We start from the raw sequence: 17,327 nt of genomic DNA, 5'->3' as shown, positions 1-17,327 counted from the left end.
CCAGGGCTTCGCGTGTGAAAACAGTTTTGATGATCGCTTACCACTTTCCGCCGCTGGCGGGCAGCAGTGGTATCCAGCGGACCTTGCGCTTTGTGCAGCACCTGCCCGCCCTGGGCTGGAAGCCCATCGTGTTGACCGCCGACCCGCGCGCCTATGAGCGCACCAGCCCCGATTTATTGAAGGATGTGCCCGATGGCACCGTGGTGCGCCGTGCTTTTGCGCTGGACACCGCACGCCACCTGAACATCCAGGGCCGCTACATGGGCTGGATGGCCCGGCCCGACCGCTGGATCAGCTGGCGCTTTGACGCGGTGCGCCAGGGCCTGCAACTCATCAAGGAATTCAAGCCCGATGCGATCTGGTCCACCTACCCGATTGCCACCGCCCACGTGATTGCCCAGCAGTTGCACCAAAAAACCGGTCTGCCCTGGGTGGCGGATTTCCGCGATCCGATGGCCCAAGACGGCTACCCCACCGACCCCGCCACCTGGCGCAGCTACCAGCGCATCGAGCAGGAGGCGATAGCGCGGGCCAGCCGCAGTGTCTTCACCACCCCTGGCGCGGCGCAGATGTACCGCGAGCGCTATCCCCAGGCCGCTGGCCGCATCACGGTGCTGGAAAATGGTTACGACGAAGAAAGCTTTGTCCACGCGCCCACCGCGGCGAGCCGCCCCCCGGTGCGTGTGCTCACCGCCGACCAGCCGGTGGTACTGCTGCACAGCGGCATCGTGTATCCGTCAGAGCGCGACCCGACCCAGTTGTTCCAGGCCCTGCAGCGCCTCAAGGCCAGCGGGGCGTTGACGGCCTGCCAGCTCACCATCCGTTTCCGTGCCTCGGCCATTGATGCCATGTTGACCCAGTGGGCCAGCCAGTACGGCGTGCAGGACTTCATCGAACTCTGCCCCGCCGTGCCCTACCGCGAGGCCCTGAGTGAGATGTTGTCCGTGGATGCCTTGCTGGTCATGCAGGCCAGCAACTGCAACGCCCAGATTCCCGCCAAGATTTACGAATACCTGCGTGCCGGCCGCCCCATTCTCGGCTTGACCGACCCGGTGGGCGACACCGCCGGGGTGCTGCGCGGTGCCGGGCTGGAGGCTATGGCCCGGCTTGATTCGGCGGACGAGATCGCCGCCCTCCTACCGCAGTTTGTGGCGGCGGTACGGGCCCAGACGGTGCGTTTACCCAACCCCGCAGCCGTTAAAAACGCTTCGCGCCAGGGCCGCTCGCAGGCGTTTGCGGAGCTGCTGGCGGGTTTGTAAAAACCAGCGCCACCCGCAGCCCACCCAGCGTGGGCGATGCGTCCAGCCGTAATTTAGCCCCGTGCACTTGCGCAATCGCCTGGGCAATGGCCAGGCCCAACCCGCTGCCACCCGCCGTGGCATCGGCGCTGCGGTAGAAACGGTCAAACACTTTTTCCAGATCGGCGGGCGCAATGCCGGGGCCGGAGTCTTCCACGGTCAGCACCGTAATGCCGTTGTCCGAAGTAATGGCAACGTCCACCCGGCCCTGCTCGGGGGTGTATTTCAGCGCGTTGTCCAGCAGGTTGCGCAGCAGGATGCGCAGCGCGTCGGCATGGCCTGGCACTACCACCGGGCCGCTGGGTGCGACACCCAGGTCGATGTGGCGCTCCTGGGCCTGTGGCAGCGCTTCTTCCACGGCCAGGCGCACCAGGTCATGCAGCGCGATGCGTTCAGCGGGCGTGTCGGTGGCGGATTCCTGGCGGGCCAGCACCAACAGCTGGTTCATCAGGCGCACCGCGCGGTCTATGCCCTGGTGCAGGCGGGCAATGGCGATGCTGCGGGTGGGCGCGTCAGGCGCACGGTCCAGCGCCTGGGCTTGCAGCTTCAGGGCGGTCAGCGGCGAACGCAGCTCGTGCGCGGCATTCGCCACAAAGGATTTTTGGGCATGGAAGGCGGCGTGCACCCGGCTAAACAGCAGGTTCAGCTCGCGCACCAGGGGCAAAACCTCATCGGGTAGGTCGGCTTCAGGCAGCGGCGACAGGTCATCCACCGCGCGGGCTGCTATCTGCTGGCGGGTGCGTTCCAGCGGTTTCAAGGCATGGCGTATGGCCCACCACAGCGCGATCATCAGCAGCGGGGCCATGGTGGCCATGGGCAGCATGGCGCGCGCGGCCAGGGCGCGGGCGCGGGCCTGGCGGGCGCTCAGGTCCTGGGCGATCTGGATGGTTTGCGCCGGGGTCTGGATGGAATAGACACGGTAGCGCGTGCCGTTTTGCTCCACGTCCGAAAAGCCCAGCACGGCCTGCGGAGGCAGGCGGTTGCGGTGCGACTGGAACAGTTGCACGCCGTTGGCGCTCCATATCTGCACTTCGTAGTCGGCATCAAAGGGGTCTTCCGGCGCGGTTTGGCTGGGTGCGCCGTTGCGCAGCGCGAAGGCCATTTGCTGCAGGTGGTAGTCGAACATTTCATCGGCCTGCTGCAGCGCGCCGCGGTAGGCCGATGCGGCCTGGAACAGCGCGGCCACCACGATGGCGGTCATCACCGAACCCAATAGCCGCCGACGGATCGAGTTCATGGCTTGGGCATGACGTAGCCCAGGCCGCGCACGTTCTGGATGAGTTCCGCCCCCAGCTTTTTGCGCAGGCCATGGATGTAGACCTCGACGGCGTTGCTGCTGACATCGTCTTTCCAGCTGTAGAGCTTTTCTTCCAGTTGCGCCCGCGAGAACACCACGCCGGGGCGGGCCATTAGCGCCTCCAGTACAGCCCATTCGCGTTTTGAGAGGGTGACGGGCTGGCCGTCGCGGGTGGCCTCAAAGGTGGCGGGGTTCAGGCGCAGGCCGTGCACCTCCAGTACCGGGTCGGCGCGGCCCGCGCTGCGCCGGGTCAGGGCGCGGATGCGGGCCAGCAGCTCGTCGATGTCATAGGGCTTGAGCACGTAGTCGTCGGCCCCGGCATCCAGCCCGGCAATGCGGTCGGTCACCGCGTCACGGGCGGTGACCACCAGTACCGGGGTGGTGTCTTTGCGCTGGCGCAGGGCTTTGAGCACGTCCAGTCCGTCGCGCTGGGGCAGGCCCAGATCAAGCAGCACCAAGTCGTAGGGCGCGCTGCGCAGGGCGGTGTCAGCCATCACGCCGTCTTTCACCCAGTCCACAGCGAAGTGCTCGGCGCGCAGTACGTCGAGCACGGTTTCACCGATCATGGGGTCGTCCTCTACCAAGAGTAAGCGCATAGGGGGGGCAGTATGCGCAGGCGGGCTTAGGCCGGGCTTAAAGCCTTCAGCGGGCGACCAGCACCGGCAGCGTGGATTCGGCCAAGACCTTGGTGGCGATGCTGCCCAGCACCAGGCGGACAATGCCGGTGCGGCCATGGGAGCCGACGACGATCATGTCGGCCTTTTCGGCCAGGCTGTATTCCACGATGCCGATGGCCACATCGCGTTCTTCCACCACCACGGGGTGAAAATCTACCGGGGTGCCTTGCTGGCACAGCGCGGCCACCTTGGCGTGGGCCGACGCGGCCTCTTCCTGCGCAGCCTGCTTGTAGTAGTTGAGCCCCTGGGAGTTGACTTCGCCCAGATACGGATACGGGTCCACCGCGTACAGCGCCGTCAATTTGGCTTCGAATTTACGCGCCAGATCCACCGCCATGGTGACCGCATGGTCCGAAGCGGCCGAGCCGTCGGTGGCTAACAAGATGTGTTTCAGCATGGGAAGCCTTTGCGCAAAGTGGTTGAAGAAACCCCATTGTGCGGCCTATACCGAGGCACAGCCCTTGATGTGCCGCAAGGGCGTGTACAGGCCAGGATATTTGGATAAAAAAGGCCGCTAGCGCAATATCTATCTACGCAAGCAGCTATTTATTCAATAGCAATAGGCGGATCAAGCTTTTCAGCCTAACCGCGTCCGGTGGCGGGCGATCTGCGCCCGCACCTGTGCCCAGGCGGTGCCGCCCAGGATGTTGCGGGCGTTCAGCGAGCCGCGCAGGCTCAAGCATTCGTACACGTCGGGTTCGATCTTGGCGTTAAAGCCCTGCAGCACGTCCAGCGGCAGCTCGGACAGGTCCACGCCCTTGACAATGGCCGCCTTCACCGCGTGGGCCACCACCTCGTGCGCGTCGCGGAAGGGCAGGCCTTTTTTGACCATGTAGTCGGCCAGGTCGGTGGCGGTGGCGTAGCCGCGCAGGGCGGCGCGTTCCATGGCTTCGGGCTTGACGGTGATGCCGCCGACCATTTCGGCAAAGATGCGCAGCGTGTCCTTGAGCGTGTCCACGGTGTCGAACAGCGGCTCCTTGTCTTCCTGGTTGTCCTTGTTGTAGGCCAGGGGCTGGCCCTTCATCAGGGTGATCAGGCCCATCAGGTGGCCAACCACGCGGCCGGTTTTGCCGCGCGCCAGCTCGGGCACGTCGGGGTTTTTCTTCTGCGGCATGATGCTGGAGCCGGTGCAAAAGCGGTCGGCAATGTCGATAAAGCCAAAGCTCTGGCTCATCCACAGCACCAGCTCCTCGCTCAGGCGGCTGATGTGCACCATGGCGATGCTGGCGGCGGCGGTGAATTCGATGGCGAAGTCGCGGTCGCTCACGGCGTCCAGGCTGTTTTGGCAAACGCCTTCCATGCCTAAAGTGGCAGCCACGCGCTCACGGTCCAGCGGGTAGCTGGTACCGGCCAGGGCGGCGCTGCCCAGCGGCAGGCGGTTGACGCGTTTGCGCACATCCAGCATGCGCTCGGCATCTCGGGCAAACATTTCCACGTAGGCCAGCATGTGGTGGCCAAAGCTTACCGGCTGGGCCACCTGCAGGTGGGTGAAGCCGGGCATCACCACTTCCACGTTTTTGTCGGCAATGGCTACCAAGGCCAGTTGCAGGTCGGTCAACAGGCCCTGGATCAGATCCATTTCGCCCCGCAGCCAGAGGCGCACGTCGGTGGCGACCTGGTCATTGCGGCTGCGGCCGGTGTGCAGGCGCTTGCCCGCATCGCCCACCAACTGGGTCAGGCGGGCTTCGATGTTCAGGTGCACGTCTTCCAGGTCCAGCTTCCATTCGAAGTTGCCGGATTCGATGTCGCCGCTGATCTGCGCCAGACCGCGCTGGATGGCAGCAAAGTCCTGCGCGGCGATGATGCCCTGCGCGGCCAGCATCTCGGCGTGGGCCAGGCTGCCCGCAATGTCGGCCTGCCACAGGCGCTTGTCAAAAAACACGCTGGAGGTGTAGCGCTTGACCAGATCGCTCATAGGCTCGGAGAACAGCGCCGACCAGGCTTCGGATTTTTTGTCGAGTTGGTTGTGGGAAGACATGGGATACCAAGTGGAAAGTGATTGGCATACCAGCGAGGACGAACATCCCCAATAATCGGGCCGATATGCAAGAACCGCAAATTTTATCGGGCTTCCAGCCTTTGGCCGATACGCCGCTGCCCCTGTCCCGCACGGCGCTGGTGTTCGATGCCTGCCAGGCCGGGGTGATCTTGCGCGCGGTGCTGTTTGTGGAAGTGGCCGTGGCCGTGGCGGCCTTGTTTGGTGCGCAGAACGCCTGGGACTGGTTGACGCGCCTGGCGCTGTGGACCGGCGGCGCCTTGCCCGGCGTGCTGGTGTGGCTGCTGGCCGCCTGCAGCCTGAAGCGTCCATTGGCGCGCCTGCCGCAGTACGCGCAAAACTTGGGTGGCGTGGTGCTGGGAGCGGTGGCAGGGCTGTACGGCTGCGGCATGCTGGCCTTGATCGGCCTGCTGGACCCCGTGCCCTGGCTGGCCAGTGCGGGCGCTGGGGCCTGGTTGTCGGCGCTGGTGGTGGCAGGCTTGGTGTTGCGGGCCCGCGCCCGCACCCCGGCGGCCACCACGGCGCGGTTGGGCGAGCTGCAGGCCCGCATCCGCCCGCATTTTTTGTTCAATACCCTCAACAGCGCCATCGCCCTGGTGCGTGCCGAACCGGCCAAGGCCGAGGCCCTGCTGGAAGACCTGAGCGACCTGTTCCGCCACGCGCTGGTAGACCAGGGCGAGTCCGTCACGCTGGCGCAAGAGACCACGCTGGCTGAGCGCTACCTGTCCATCGAGCAGGTGCGTTTTGGCGAGCGCCTGCGCATCCACTGGGCGCTGGACCCGCGCGCCGCCGGGGCCCAGCTGCCGCCTTTATTGCTGCAGCCGCTGGTAGAGAACGCGGTGAAGCACGGTGTGGAACCCAGCGCCAGCGGCGCGGATGTGCGCATTTCCACCGAGCGCCGGGGCAGCACGGTGGTCATCAAAATCACCAACACCGTCCCCGGTGGCCAGGGTGTACCGGGCCATGGCCTGGCGCTGGACAACGTGCGCGACCGCCTGAACCTGCTGCACGACATGCAAAGCCAGTTCCAGGCCACTTTCAAAGACGGCAGCTACCTCGTCCGTATCGAGATTCCGGCATGAAGACATTGCGCGTACTGGTGGTGGACGACGAGGCGCTGGCCCGCTCCCGCCTGCGTACCTTGCTGGGCGACTGCACCGCGCCTGCGGCCGAGGTGGCGGGGGAGGCGGCCAACGCCGAGCAGGCGCTGGCCTTGCTGCAGACCCTGCACGTGGACGTGGTGCTGCTCGACATCCACATGCCCGGCATGGACGGCGTGCAGCTGGCGCAATTGCTGCGCAGCCAGACCCCGCCGCCTGCGGTGGTGTTTGTCACCGCCCACGCCGGGTACGCGCTGCAGGCGTTCGAGGTGGAGGCGCTGGACTATCTGACCAAACCCGTGCGGCTGGAGCGTTTGCAGCAGGCGCTACAAAAAGTAGAGCGGTTTGTGCAGGTAAATAAAGCGCTAGAGCCCGATTTGGCTGAAGATGTGCTGGTTATCCATGACCGTGGCCGGACCGAACGCGTGCCGCTGTCGGGCGTGCTGTACCTGAAGGCCGAGCTGAAATACATCACCGTGCGCACCGCCAGCAAGAACTACATCCTGGACGGTGCCTTGGGCGAGCTGGAGCAGCGCTATGCCAGTGTTTTTATCCGCATCCACCGCAACGCGCTGGTGTCGCGGCGGGCCTTGCGGGCGCTGGAAAAGCACTTTGACCCCGAGGAGGGCGAAGGCTGGGCGGTCCGTCTGCACGGCCTGGGCGACCTGGAAGAGCCGCTGATGGTGTCGCGGCGGCAACTGGCGGCGGTGCGGGAGGCGATGGTGGGTTGATGGCATTTGCCAGTCGCAACGCTGCGGTAAGCTCCAACCCATGATGCACCTCGCCCGCCTCCACCATGCCGCGATCATCTGCTCGGACTACGCCCGGTCCAAAGATTTTTACACCCGCATCCTGGGCCTGCGCACCGTGGCTGAGAATCTGCGGGTGGAACGCCAGTCGGTCAAGCTGGACTTGGCGCTGGCCGATGGTTCGCAGATCGAGCTGTTTTCGTTCCCCGCACCGCCGCCGCGCCCGTCCCGTCCCGAGGCCTGCGGGCTGCGGCACCTGGCGTTTGCGGTGGCCGATCTGGATGCCAATATCGCAAGTCTGCAGGCCGATGGCGTAGTGGTCGAGCCTGTGCGGGTAGACGAATTTACGGGCCGACGCTTTACTTTCTTCGCCGACCCTGACGGCTTGCCCCTCGAACTTTATGAAATGACCCCGTGACCCCCATGAAAACAGTCTGGATCGTCGATGCCGCTTACCTGTACAACTTTGGCCGCTCGCGTCCCAACGGTTTTGACTACCTGAAGCTGAAAAATGAGCTGGTCAAGGCCAATGGTGGCCCGCTGTACGAGAGCTACTACCTCAACTCCACCGGTGACCCGCATGCCGAGGCGCAAAACGCCTTCCACACCTGGATCAAGTCCGCACCGCCCAAGGGCCCGCAGATGCGCGTGCAGCTGTACAAGCTCAAGGACCAGCACAACCAGTGCCCGTCGTGCGGCACACGGTTTGACCGCACAGTGCAAAAAGGCGTGGACGTGGCGATTGCCACCCTGATGATCAAGCTCGCGGCCCAGGGCATTTACGACCGGGTGATCTTGTCGGCGGGCGATGGCGACTTTGAAGACGCGATCTCTTACCTCAAGTCCGACCTGCGCAAAGAGGTCTGGATCAACGGTGCACAGGCCACCTTGTCGGCCGACCTGCAGTGCTACGCCGACCGCGTGCTCTGGCTGGACGATATGGGCTCCAGCATCGATAAATAGTGCTTGCTATTTAATTCGTAGCTAACGGCGCAAGTGAAATATACGCTAGAGCCCTATTTCATTCAGGTTTTTCTTTGATCGCCTTGAACCGGTTGCGCAGCTCCTGGCGCAGGTTTTTGCGCAGCACGGCCTGCTCGAAGCGGCGTTTTTCATCGGGTGTGGCGGGTTTCAGCGGTGGCACGGGCGTGGGTTTGCGGTCGTCGCCCACGGCCACCATGGTGAAAAAGCAGCTGTTCACATGGCGCACGCTGTGGGTGCGGATGTCTTCGGCCACCACCTTGATGCCGACCTCCATCGACGAGGTGCCCGCGTGGTTGATGCTGGCCAGAAAGGTCACCAGTTCGCCCACGTGGATGGGCTGCAAAAACATCACCTGGTCCACGCTGACCGTGACCACATAGCGCCCGGCGTAGCGGCTGGCGCAGGCATACGCCACCTGGTCGAGCAGCTTGAGCACCGCGCCACCGTGCACGTTGCCGGAAAAATTGGCCATGTCCGGGCTCATCAGAACCGTCATGCTGAGTTGGTGCAGGGGGAAGTCCATGGAGGGCTTTCTTTGTAAGTTTGGCAGGCATGTTAGCGGGCGCGCAAGCCCCGCCGTTCCCATTCCACCGGCCCAGGCCCCGCCAGAAGCGCAATATCGGTGAATACGTATTGGCGGGGGGAAGCTGCACCGTAGAATTTCTGCATGCGCAACCCCACACCCAACCCCTCGGCCCACCGCATCGTCATCGTGGGAGGTGGGGCTGCTGGCCTGGTGCTGGCCACCGGCCTGGGCAATTCCCTGGGCCGCAAGGGCCTGGCGGACATCACCTTGATCGACAAGGCCCGCACCCACATCTGGAAGCCCAAGCTGCATGAAATTGCCGCCGGCAGCATGGACGTGGGCCGCCACGAACTCAACTATCTAGCCCAGGCGCACTGGCACCATTTCCACTACCGCGTGGGCGAAATGAACGGCCTGGACCGTGCCACCAAACGGGTCCACGTGGCCCCGTTCGTCGACGAAGACGGTGTGGTGGTCACCGCCCAGCGCAGCTTTGCCTATGACACCCTGGTAATGGCTGTGGGCAGCCGCAGCAACGACTTTGGCACGCCCGGCGTAGACCAGCATGCCCTGAAGCTGGAGACCCTGGCCGATGCCGAGCGCTTCCACCGCCGCATGCTGGATGCCTGCGTGCGCGCCAATGCCCAAGAGACTCCGCTGCGGCCTGAGCAACTGCAAGTGGCGGTGATCGGTGCCGGGGCCACCGGCGTGGAACTGGTGGCGCAACTGCACCGCACCACCCGGGAAGTGGTGGCCTTTGGGTTGGACCGCATCGACCCCGAGCGCGACATCAAGCTGCACCTGATCGAGGCCGCCGACCGCATCTTGCCTGCGCTGTCGCCGCGCCTGTCCAAGGGGGCCCAAGACCTGCTCGACAGCCTGGGGATCAAGGTGCATACCTCGGCCCGCGTGTCGGGCGTGGGGGCCGACAACGTGCAACTGGCCAGCGGCGAAGTCATCCCCGCCGAGCTGGTGGTCTGGGCGGCAGGCATCAAGGCACCGGGCTTTTTGAAAGACATTGACGGCCTGGAAACCAACCGTATCAACCAGTTGGCGGTGCACCAAACCCTGCTGACCACCCGCGACGACAACATTTTTGCCCTGGGCGACTGCTCTGCCTGCCCCTGGCCCGAGAAAAACGGCTTTGTGCCGCCGCGTGCCCAGGCCGCCAACCAGCAGGCATCGCACCTGGTCAAGCAGATTAGGCGCCGCCTGGAAGGCAAGCCGCTGGAGCCCTACCGCTACCGCGACTTCGGCTCGTTGGTGTCGCTGGGCGACTACAGCGCGGTCGGCAGTCTCATGGGCGGGATCATGGAAGGCAGCCTGTTTATCGACGGACTGGTGGCGCGGGTGATGTACACCTCGCTCTACAAAATGCACGAACTGGCCCTGCACGGCGTTACCAAGGTCACGCTGGAAACCCTGACCCGCGCCATTACCCGGCGCACCGAATCGCACGTCAAGCTGCACTGAGCCCGAAAAGCTAAATCATTACGGAGACACGGGGTATTCCGATGTAGCATTCGGTTACTTTTTGGGCTGATTTTGGCCTCTGTTATCTGTGACGATTAAAGAGACACACCATGAAATTCAATGACATGCGCGTGTCCCACAAGCTGTGGGGCACGATTTTGGGTTTGCTATTGGCGATGTTGCTGGTGACGGTATGGACGCAAGTACGTTCTAGGCAGGTAACCGAAACCACAGAACAGCAGGTAGCGCATTACGAGGATGCCATCACCACCGTAACCGGCTGGCGTGGCATGGTCGAGATGGCGGTCAGCATGAACATTTATAGCGTGCTCACCAACGACGAAGCCCAGGCCAAGGTATTCCAGGACCGCGCGGCCGAGCTCACCGCCAAGATCAATCCGATCCAGGAGCGCATGAACAAGGCCGCCACCGCACCCGCGGACAAGACAGCGCTGGACCTGATCACCAGCACCCGTGCCGACATCCGCGGCCTGAGCGACAAGGTCAAGCAGTTGAAGGAAGCCCATGATGCTGCGGCCAGCCAGGCCTTCATGGACAAAGACTACAAGTCCCGCGCCGTGGTGTACCTGGACGCGATCGATAAATACCTGGCCCTGCAGGTCCAGCAGCGCGATGCCGCCAAGCAGGCCTCGCAGGATGCCAGCAGCACGGTAGCCATGGTGGCGATGGTCAGTGTGGTGCTGGTGTTTGCGCTGGGCGTGCTGCTGACGTTGTGGTTGGTGCGTTCCATCACCCAGCCGCTGGAGCGCGCAGTGGGTGTGGCCGATGCCATCGCGGCGGGCGACCTGACGCTGGACATCCAGGACCCGCGCAAAGACGAGTTCGGCCATTTGCTGCGCGCGTTGGGCGGCATGGTTGCCAGGCTGCGCGGCGTGGTGGCCGAGGTGCGTACCGGTGTGGATTCGGTGTCCACCGCTTCTAATGAGATCGCCACCGGTAACAATGACCTGTCGGCGCGCACCGAGCAAACCGCGTCCAATCTGCAGCAGGCCGCCGCCAGCATGGAACAGCTGACCAGCACCGTGTCCCAGGCCGCGGACACCGCCCGCCAGGCCAACCAGTTGGCCTCTACCGCCGCCCAGGCCGCCACCCGCGGCGGCGAAGTGGTGGCGCAGGTGATCACCACCATGCAGCACATCAGCACCTCGTCCAAGCGCATCGCCGACATCATCGGCACCATCGACGGCATTGCTTTCCAGACCAACATCCTGGCGCTGAATGCCGCTGTGGAAGCCGCCCGCGCCGGGGAGCAGGGCCGGGGCTTTGCCGTGGTGGCCAGCGAAGTGCGCAGCCTGGCGCAGCGCAGTGCCGATGCCGCCAAAGAGATCAAGACGCTGATCGGTGCCTCGGTGCAAACCGTCGAAGCGGGCACCCAGCAGGTTACCCAGGCGGGTGAAACCATGGGCGAAATCGTTAGCAGCGTGGGCCGTGTCAGCGACCTGATCGGCGAGATCAGCGCCGCCTCTTCCGAGCAGCGCGACGGTATTGCGCAGGTCAATCAGGCGGTCAACCACCTGGACCAGATGACCCAGCAAAACGCTGCGCTGGTCGAGCAATCTGCCGCCGCAGCAACCGGCCTGCGCGACCAGTCCCAGCGCCTGGCCGAAGTCGTGTCGGTGTTCAACGTGGGCACCCATGCAGTGGCGCTGGCGCGTCCTGTGCCCCGTGCGCTGCCGCGCCCCGTGGCCGCGCGACCGGCTGTGGCGCCCAAGCTGCCAGCCAAGCCCGCCATGAAGGCGCTGGGCATTACGGCTGCGGCAAGGCCGGCGTTGAAGGCAGCGGTGCCCGCGCCCAAGGCTGCCAAAGCGCCGCTGCCGGCCAAACACCACGCCCCGGTCGCACGCAAACCGGTCGCGCTGGCGGCCAAGCCCGCGCCCGCCAAGGGCGGCGAAGGCGACTGGGAAAGCTTTTAAAATCGAATTGCTATCAAATAGATAGCTACTGACGCTTATTTCACTGGCGCTAACGGCTAAAAACTCTGCTAATGAAGGGGCGCAATATGAGACTTTTTTCTGGCATGAACCTGGCAGGCCGTCTGACCCTGGGATTCGGAATCATCTTGGCGCTATTGCTCGGCATGGCCGCCTTGTCGTGGGTGCGCATACAGGCGTTAAGCGCCACGCTGGAAGAAATCACCGTGCGCAGCGCGGCGCGCTCCCAAACCCTGGATGCGCTGGGCGGTGGCGTGGCCCGTTATGTGCAGGGCCTGGGCGAGCTGAGCAGTACCGACTTGGCGGGCGGCGCCGCCGTGCTGGAAAAGGTGCAGGCCGCGCTGGCCGACTATGACAAGGCGCGGGCCCAGCTGGTGGGCATGTTGCCCCTGGATCCGCATGTGCAGGCCCTGTTGGGTGAGGTCACCAGCAAGGCCAGCGCAGCACGCGAACTGGTCGCCCTGGGCGAAAAACAGGCGGATGGGCGGGGGCCGACTGCGCAGGCGTTTGGCATGCGCGGCGAATATGGCAAGGACCCGGCGGCCTGGAGCGCCCGCCAGCAGGCATGGGGCAGGGCGGTTGCCGATCTGCGGGACTGGCATGGCGAGACCAACGCGGCGCTCTCGGCTGCGGCCATGGCAAATGCGGCCACCGCACGCAGCGCCATCATCGGCGGGGCATTGCTGGCCCTGGCGATCGGCAGCGGCATCGCGCTCTGGCTGGTGGGCGACACCAAGGGGGCGATCAACGCCGCCGTGGACGCCGCCCACCGCATGGCGCGGCATGATCTCTCGCAGCCTATCGAAACCCTGCGCCGTGACGAAATCGGTGGTCTGCTCCAGGCGCTGGAAGGCATGCGTCTGAACCTGCACGCCTTGGCGGCGGGCGTACGCGTTGCTTCTGACGGAATCCACAGCGCCAGCGGTGAAATTGCCCAGGGCAGCATGGACCTGAGCAACCGCACCGAAGATGCCGCCAGCACACTGCAGACGACACTGGCCGCCATTGCCGAGTTGAGCAACTCGGTGGGGGCTACCACTGCCGCGGCGCGTTCGGCCCAGGTGCTCTCCGGCGAGGCCAGCACCGTGGCCACGCGGGGCGGCGCGGTGATGGCCGAGGTGGTGGCAACCATGGGCGAGATCAACGGGGCGTCGAACAAGATTGCCGACATCATTTCCATCATCGACGGCATTGCCTTCCAGACCAATATTCTGGCGCTCAATGCGGCGGTTGAAGCTGCGCGCGCGGGCGAGCAAGGCCGTGGTTTTGCGGTGGTGGCCAGCGAGGTGCGCAGCCTGGCGCAACGCAGCGCCAGCGCGGCCAAGGAAATCAAAACACTGATCGACGCGTCGCGGGACAAGGTTGGTTCGGGTTCCGCACAGGTGACCCGGGCGGGCAGCACAGCCACCGAAGTCACGGCCTCGGTGGAGCGGGTGTCCGGCATCATCTCCACCATCGCACTCGAGGCGGGCCAACAGGTGGAGCGGATTGCCGAAGCAAACCAGTTCGTCGGACAGCTGGATGCGGTGGCCCACCAGAACGCAGCGCTGGCGGAGCAGTCGGCCGCGGCGGCGGCTTCACTGCGCCAGCAGGCCACCGAACTGACGCAACTGGTGAGCCAGTTTGATTTGGGGCCGTCGGGTTTTGCGGGGCGGAGCGCTTAGCCTTCTTCCGCCGCTTCCACCAGAAACTGCACCCGCCGCTGGCCTTGCCACTCGTTCACGTCCAGGCGGAAGGCCAGCGTCACCTTGTTGGGCAGGCTCTCGGTGTGGCCAAACCAGATGCCGTCTACCGGCTGGCCCTGGTGCTTCAGCTTCAGCGACAAATGCTTTTCGCCCACCAGGCGCTGCGACACCACCTCCAGCTCTTCGCTGAAAGTGGGCGGCGCAAAGCCCTGGCCCCAGACCTCTTTGTGCAGCACGTCCACCAGCTCGGCGCGGCGGTATTCAGAAGGCAGCGGGCCGTCGGTTTCCAGGCGGCGCGTCAAGGTGGCGGCATCCAGCCATTCCAGCGCCACCTGCTGCAGGCCTTGCTCGAATGCGGCCAGATGGTCTTCGTGCACGGTGCAGCCCGCCGCCATGGCGTGGCCGCCAAAGCGCAGCAGCACGCCGGGGTGGCGCTTGGCCACCAGGTCCAGCGCGTCGCGCAGATGGAAGCCAGGGATGGAGCGGCCCGAGCCCTTGAGCTCGTGCTCTTTGCCCGGGGCCTTGCTGGCCGCGAACACGAAGGTGGGGCGGTGCAGCTTGTCTTTAAGGCGGCTGGCCACGATGCCCACCACGCCCTCGTGGAAGTCGGGGTCGAACACGCAAATCGCCGGGGGAGGCTCTTCGGACTCGTCAAACAGCGACTCGGCCACCAGCATGGCCTGCTCGCGCATGCCGCCTTCGATCTCGCGGCGCTCGCGGTTGATTTTGTCCAGGGTGGTGGCCAGCTCGGTAGCGCGCGCCGGGTCGTCGGTCAGCAGGCATTCGATGCCCAGCGTCATGTCGGCCAGGCGGCCTGCGGCGTTGATGCGCGGGCCCAGGGCAAAGCCGAAGTCGAAGGTGGTGGCCACCTTGGCAACCCGGCCTGCTGCTACAAATAACGCAGCTAGTCCCGCAGGTTGCGCTTGGGCTCGAAGCCGTTTTAGCCCTTGGGCGACCAAGCGGCGGTTGTTGGCATCGAGCTTGACCACATCGGCCACCGTGCCCAGGGCCACCAGGGTCAGCAGCGGGTCCAGCTTGGGTTGCGTCTCGGCCGTGAACACGCCGCGTTGGCGCAGCTCGGCCCGCAGCGCCAGCAGCACGTAAAACATCACGCCGACACCGGCGATTGACTTGCTCTCGAAGCTGCAGCCGGGCTGGTTGGGATTCACGATCACATCCGCATCCGGCACGGCGATCTGGCCGTCGCGCATGGCGGGCAGGTGGTGGTCGGTCACCAGCACCTGCAGGCCCAGGGCTTTGGCCTCGGCCACGCCCTCAAAGCTGGCGATGCCGTTGTCCACCGTGACCAGCAGGTCGGCCCCGCTGTCTTTCACGCGGCGCGAGATGCTGGCGGTGAGGCCGTAGCCGTCTACCACCCGGTCCGGTACGATGTAGTCCGCAAACTGCGCCCCCAGCAGGCGCAGGCCGCGCACGCCCACCGCACAGGCCGTGGCCCCGTCACAGTCGTAGTCGGCCACGATGCAGATGCGTTTGTTCGCCGCAATCGCATCGGCCAGCAGCACGGCGGCGGCTTGGGTACCCAGCATGCTGTCCGGTGGCAGCAGGCGGCCCAGACCGTCGTCCAGCGCGTCCTTGTTGTCCACACCGCGGGCGGCGAACAGGCGGGCCAGCAGGGGGTGGACGCCGGCCTGCTCCAGCGCCCAGACGGCGCGGGGCGGGATGTCGCGTGCTGTTATTTTCATCCTAGATTCCGTAGTTGGACGCGCACGAGTGTGCCGCTGGGGGTGTGGCTGGGTAGGCGCGACAACGCAGCGGGCTCATGCCCGCCAGGCGGAGTAACAACCCCAGACGCGGCTCCAGTGGTGCAATCGGGTGTGTAGCGTGATTCAGTCAAGAGGTGCGCGATGAGAGGTTTGCAGAATTCAATAGCCATGCGATATTCCAAGCGATAACAAGCGGTCAACTACGGAATCTAGGATCACAGCTGCTCCAGCACATTGGATAAACGCAGGGGGCTTAAAAGGCTTGAAAATTTTTGCATAAAACTGCGCGATGCCAGTTCAAAAGTGTGGGCATTGCTTTCGCCGCACAGGGTGAGTTGCACGGCCTGGCCCTGGTCCAGCGCGGCCAGCAGCTCGGCGCAGGCCGCGGCGTCGATGTGCTGCCAGGCGGCGGTCCAGGCGGCCCAGTCTTCCATCTGCGCGGCCTGCACCAAAGTCAAGGGCATGGTGGGCGCAGTCTGTGGCGTGGGGGGCGATGGCAGGGCACCGCTGCCGCTGACCCAGAACGAGTTGATCGCGAACAGGCCGCGCTCGGCCCGCGCGTCGCTCACCGGGTGGGTGTAGAGCAGCATCTGCATCTCGCTCTGCAGCCGCCGCAGCGGGCCGCCTTGCTGGGTGGGCGGCATCCACTCGTCCACATTGCGCGCGCCCACGCCGCTGACCACGCGGTCCAGCGAGGCGGTGGCCAGGCTGCGAAAAATCTCGCCCTGCGCCAGCCAGCGGATGGGGGTGGCGTAGGTCAGGGTGATGCCGTCTTCTTCAAAGTAGGGTTGCACGGCGGCTAGCACGGCGCGGGATTCGGCCTCTTCCAACCCCAGCGTATCGGGCGGGGCCATCACGATGTGGTCGGTCATCACCTGCCAGTGGCAGGGCGTGACCCAGGCCCAGGCACCGTCTTGCGCTGCTTCGTGCGCCGCCCAGGGAATTTGGCCGTCGGCCACCGGCAGCCCGTAATGCCGCGCCAACGCCCGCTCGTGCGGGGGCGACAGGCTGGTGTCTTCGCCGTTGTCGCGGACGGTGGCGGTGAGGCGATTGAGCAGGCGCTCCAGATTGGGCAGGCGCAGCGTGGCCAACGCCTTGCGGCAGCCTGGCGACGCGCTGGAGGCCAGGGGAATCAGCAAATGGTGGAGGGTGGGCATGCCAGTATTGTCCCGGATGGGCTGACGCCCAACGCAAAAACGGTGGCAGCTATTTTTTAAATAGCTGCCACCGCTGGCTGGATAAGCACGAGAGGGCTAAAAGACCCTCAGGAATGTTCAGTCGTTGGTGTCGGTCGAGAAGGTGCGCACAGTGCTGTAAGCATTGGCCACGCCGGGCACGGTGCTGGCCACATAACGGGCCTTGGCTTCTTCTTGCGGGCCTTGTGCCCAGCCGTGCAGGGTCACGGTGCCGTTGTTGGCGGTGACGGTCACGTCTTTGGCATCGCTACCCAGCTGGGTGCTGATGGCGGATTGCACCGAGTTGGCCAAATCGGCATCGTTGCCGGCAGCGTGGGCGGGAAGGAAAGCGCCAGCGGCCAGGGCGAACAAAGCGGAAGCGGCAATACGGTTAATGGAGCGGGTCATGGTGGGGTCCTTTGGGTAGTTACACCAATATTGGTGCGATGTTTTGGGGTGAGGTGATCTTCCCAAGCGGCCACGCCCTTTGTGTGTCGGCAACCCGCAGGCTGTGTTGCAACTGCAATCTAGGGTGAAACCCTAGGCTTGGGGGTTGACAGGCAGGGCGAAACGCCCCGCACCAAAGCCGTGCCATCCATGTGGCACAGCCGTTGCATGGCATTGGGTGGAGTAGAAGCTGTCAGCAACCCCACCCCACAGGGCGCTGGTTGTCGGTCATTGCTCCGGTGAC

Annotated in this window: 16 protein-coding genes; 8 read left to right on the top strand and 8 right to left on the bottom strand. The window is 64.9% G+C overall.

All coding sequences use genetic code 11. The annotated features are described in order from the left end of the window. The first annotated feature begins 29 nt into the window (after positions 1-29). The gene (locus AC097L_RS20045; RefSeq protein ID WP_479588483.1) at positions 30-1,259 is read left to right on the top strand and encodes a glycosyltransferase; all 1,230 of its coding nucleotides are present in this window, start codon (positions 30-32) and stop codon (positions 1,257-1,259) included. Here the strand turns inward: AC097L_RS20045 and AC097L_RS20040 are convergent. The 4 genes from AC097L_RS20040 to argH form a co-directional block, all read right to left on the bottom strand. Then, the gene (locus AC097L_RS20040; RefSeq protein ID WP_479588482.1) at positions 1,198-2,535 is read right to left on the bottom strand and encodes an ATP-binding protein; all 1,338 of its coding nucleotides are present in this window, start codon (positions 2,533-2,535) and stop codon (positions 1,198-1,200) included. The genes AC097L_RS20045 and AC097L_RS20040 overlap by 62 nt on opposite strands. Continuing rightward, complete coding sequence (locus AC097L_RS20035; RefSeq protein WP_479588481.1) at positions 2,532-3,191, bottom strand: response regulator; 660 nt, start codon at positions 3,189-3,191, stop codon at positions 2,532-2,534. Before AC097L_RS20035 ends, AC097L_RS20040 begins: the two co-directional genes overlap by 4 nt. 46 nt (positions 3,192-3,237) lie before the next feature. Next, complete coding sequence (locus tag AC097L_RS20030; protein ID WP_479588480.1) at positions 3,238-3,669, bottom strand: universal stress protein; 432 nt, start codon at positions 3,667-3,669, stop codon at positions 3,238-3,240. A gap of 180 nt (positions 3,670-3,849) precedes the next feature. After that, positions 3,850-5,250, bottom strand: a complete 1,401-nt coding sequence (gene argH / locus AC097L_RS20025) for an argininosuccinate lyase (RefSeq protein ID WP_479588479.1) — start codon at positions 5,248-5,250, stop codon at positions 3,850-3,852. Positions 5,251-5,315: 65 nt separating this feature from the next. Between argH and AC097L_RS20020 the strand changes: the two genes are divergently transcribed. The 4 genes from AC097L_RS20020 to AC097L_RS20005 are packed head-to-tail and all read left to right on the top strand — an operon-like array spanning position 5,316 to position 8,080. After that, entirely contained in the window at positions 5,316-6,350 is a 1,035-nt protein-coding gene (locus tag AC097L_RS20020) for a histidine kinase (protein ID WP_479588478.1), read from the top strand. After that, complete coding sequence (locus tag AC097L_RS20015; protein WP_479588477.1) at positions 6,347-7,099, top strand: LytR/AlgR family response regulator transcription factor; 753 nt, start codon at positions 6,347-6,349, stop codon at positions 7,097-7,099. Before AC097L_RS20020 ends, AC097L_RS20015 begins: the two co-directional genes overlap by 4 nt. A 43-nt stretch (positions 7,100-7,142) precedes the next feature. After that, positions 7,143-7,535, top strand: a complete 393-nt coding sequence (gene gloA2 / locus AC097L_RS20010; protein WP_479588556.1) for an SMU1112c/YaeR family gloxylase I-like metalloprotein — start codon at positions 7,143-7,145, stop codon at positions 7,533-7,535. 5 nt (positions 7,536-7,540) lie between these two features. Next, positions 7,541-8,080, top strand: coding sequence for an NYN domain-containing protein (locus tag AC097L_RS20005; protein WP_479588476.1), 540 nt, complete (start codon positions 7,541-7,543; stop codon positions 8,078-8,080). Between the two features lie 58 nt (positions 8,081-8,138). On the opposite strand, the gene AC097L_RS20000 is transcribed toward AC097L_RS20005, so the two are convergent. After that, positions 8,139-8,624: an acyl-CoA thioesterase gene (locus AC097L_RS20000; RefSeq protein ID WP_479588475.1), complete on the bottom strand. Its 486-nt coding sequence runs from the start codon at positions 8,622-8,624 to the stop codon at positions 8,139-8,141. 144 nt (positions 8,625-8,768) lie between these two features. Here AC097L_RS20000 and AC097L_RS19995 point away from each other — a divergent pair, with 144 nt between their 5' ends. From AC097L_RS19995 to AC097L_RS19985, 3 genes are all read left to right on the top strand, one after another. After that, complete coding sequence (locus AC097L_RS19995) at positions 8,769-10,100, top strand: NAD(P)/FAD-dependent oxidoreductase (protein ID WP_479588474.1); 1,332 nt, start codon at positions 8,769-8,771, stop codon at positions 10,098-10,100. A 110-nt stretch (positions 10,101-10,210) separates the two neighbouring features. Then, a complete protein-coding gene (locus AC097L_RS19990; protein WP_479588473.1) occupies positions 10,211-12,034 on the top strand; it encodes a methyl-accepting chemotaxis protein in 1,824 nt (607 codons plus the stop codon). 86 nt (positions 12,035-12,120) lie between these two features. Beyond that, positions 12,121-13,716 carry a methyl-accepting chemotaxis protein gene (locus AC097L_RS19985; protein WP_479588472.1) on the top strand — a complete coding sequence of 532 codons (1,596 nt, stop codon included), beginning with the start codon at positions 12,121-12,123 and terminating at the stop codon, positions 13,714-13,716. Here the strand turns inward: AC097L_RS19985 and recJ are convergent. From recJ to AC097L_RS19970, 3 genes are all read right to left on the bottom strand, one after another. Next, positions 13,713-15,440 carry a single-stranded-DNA-specific exonuclease RecJ gene (recJ, locus tag AC097L_RS19980; protein WP_479588471.1) on the bottom strand — a complete coding sequence of 576 codons (1,728 nt, stop codon included), beginning with the start codon at positions 15,438-15,440 and terminating at the stop codon, positions 13,713-13,715. The two genes, AC097L_RS19985 and recJ, sit on opposite strands and share 4 nt — an antisense overlap. A 236-nt stretch (positions 15,441-15,676) precedes the next feature. Continuing rightward, positions 15,677-16,618 carry a phosphoglycerate mutase gene (locus tag AC097L_RS19975; protein ID WP_479588470.1) on the bottom strand — a complete coding sequence of 314 codons (942 nt, stop codon included), beginning with the start codon at positions 16,616-16,618 and terminating at the stop codon, positions 15,677-15,679. Positions 16,619-16,735: 117 nt separating this feature from the next. Beyond that, positions 16,736-17,044 (bottom strand): BON domain-containing protein, encoded by a 309-nt coding sequence (locus AC097L_RS19970; protein WP_479588469.1) that lies wholly within the window; start codon positions 17,042-17,044, stop codon positions 16,736-16,738. Positions 17,045-17,327: the final 283 nt, after the last annotated feature.

It is taken from the genome of Rhodoferax sp. RT5P35, from assembly GCF_056521385.1.
Note: the sequence above shows the minus strand (reverse complement) of the source record. Positions and strands in the feature narration are given on the sequence as shown.

Excerpts from the sequence above, each read along its gene's own strand:
- AC097L_RS20040 (WP_479588482.1), bottom strand. The coding sequence starts at position 2,535 with ATGAACTCGATCCGTCGGCGGCTATTGGGTTCGGTGATGACCGCCATC.
- argH (WP_479588479.1), bottom strand. The coding sequence starts at position 5,250 with ATGTCTTCCCACAACCAACTCGACAAAAAATCCGAAGCCTGGTCGGCG.
- AC097L_RS20030 (WP_479588480.1), bottom strand. The coding sequence starts at position 3,669 with ATGCTGAAACACATCTTGTTAGCCACCGACGGCTCGGCCGCTTCGGAC.
- AC097L_RS19975 (WP_479588470.1), bottom strand. The coding sequence starts at position 16,618 with ATGCCCACCCTCCACCATTTGCTGATTCCCCTGGCCTCCAGCGCGTCG.
- AC097L_RS20045 (WP_479588483.1), top strand. The coding sequence starts at position 30 with ATGATCGCTTACCACTTTCCGCCGCTGGCGGGCAGCAGTGGTATCCAG.
- AC097L_RS20020 (WP_479588478.1), top strand. The coding sequence starts at position 5,316 with ATGCAAGAACCGCAAATTTTATCGGGCTTCCAGCCTTTGGCCGATACG.
- AC097L_RS19970 (WP_479588469.1), bottom strand. The coding sequence starts at position 17,044 with ATGACCCGCTCCATTAACCGTATTGCCGCTTCCGCTTTGTTCGCCCTG.
- AC097L_RS20005 (WP_479588476.1), top strand. The coding sequence starts at position 7,541 with ATGAAAACAGTCTGGATCGTCGATGCCGCTTACCTGTACAACTTTGGC.
- AC097L_RS19985 (WP_479588472.1), top strand. The coding sequence starts at position 12,121 with ATGAGACTTTTTTCTGGCATGAACCTGGCAGGCCGTCTGACCCTGGGA.
- AC097L_RS19990 (WP_479588473.1), top strand. The coding sequence starts at position 10,211 with ATGAAATTCAATGACATGCGCGTGTCCCACAAGCTGTGGGGCACGATT.
- AC097L_RS20000 (WP_479588475.1), bottom strand. The coding sequence starts at position 8,624 with ATGGACTTCCCCCTGCACCAACTCAGCATGACGGTTCTGATGAGCCCG.
- recJ (WP_479588471.1), bottom strand. The coding sequence starts at position 15,440 with ATGAAAATAACAGCACGCGACATCCCGCCCCGCGCCGTCTGGGCGCTG.
- gloA2 (WP_479588556.1), top strand. The coding sequence starts at position 7,143 with ATGCACCTCGCCCGCCTCCACCATGCCGCGATCATCTGCTCGGACTAC.
- AC097L_RS19995 (WP_479588474.1), top strand. The coding sequence starts at position 8,769 with ATGCGCAACCCCACACCCAACCCCTCGGCCCACCGCATCGTCATCGTG.
- AC097L_RS20015 (WP_479588477.1), top strand. The coding sequence starts at position 6,347 with ATGAAGACATTGCGCGTACTGGTGGTGGACGACGAGGCGCTGGCCCGC.
- AC097L_RS20035 (WP_479588481.1), bottom strand. The coding sequence starts at position 3,191 with ATGCGCTTACTCTTGGTAGAGGACGACCCCATGATCGGTGAAACCGTG.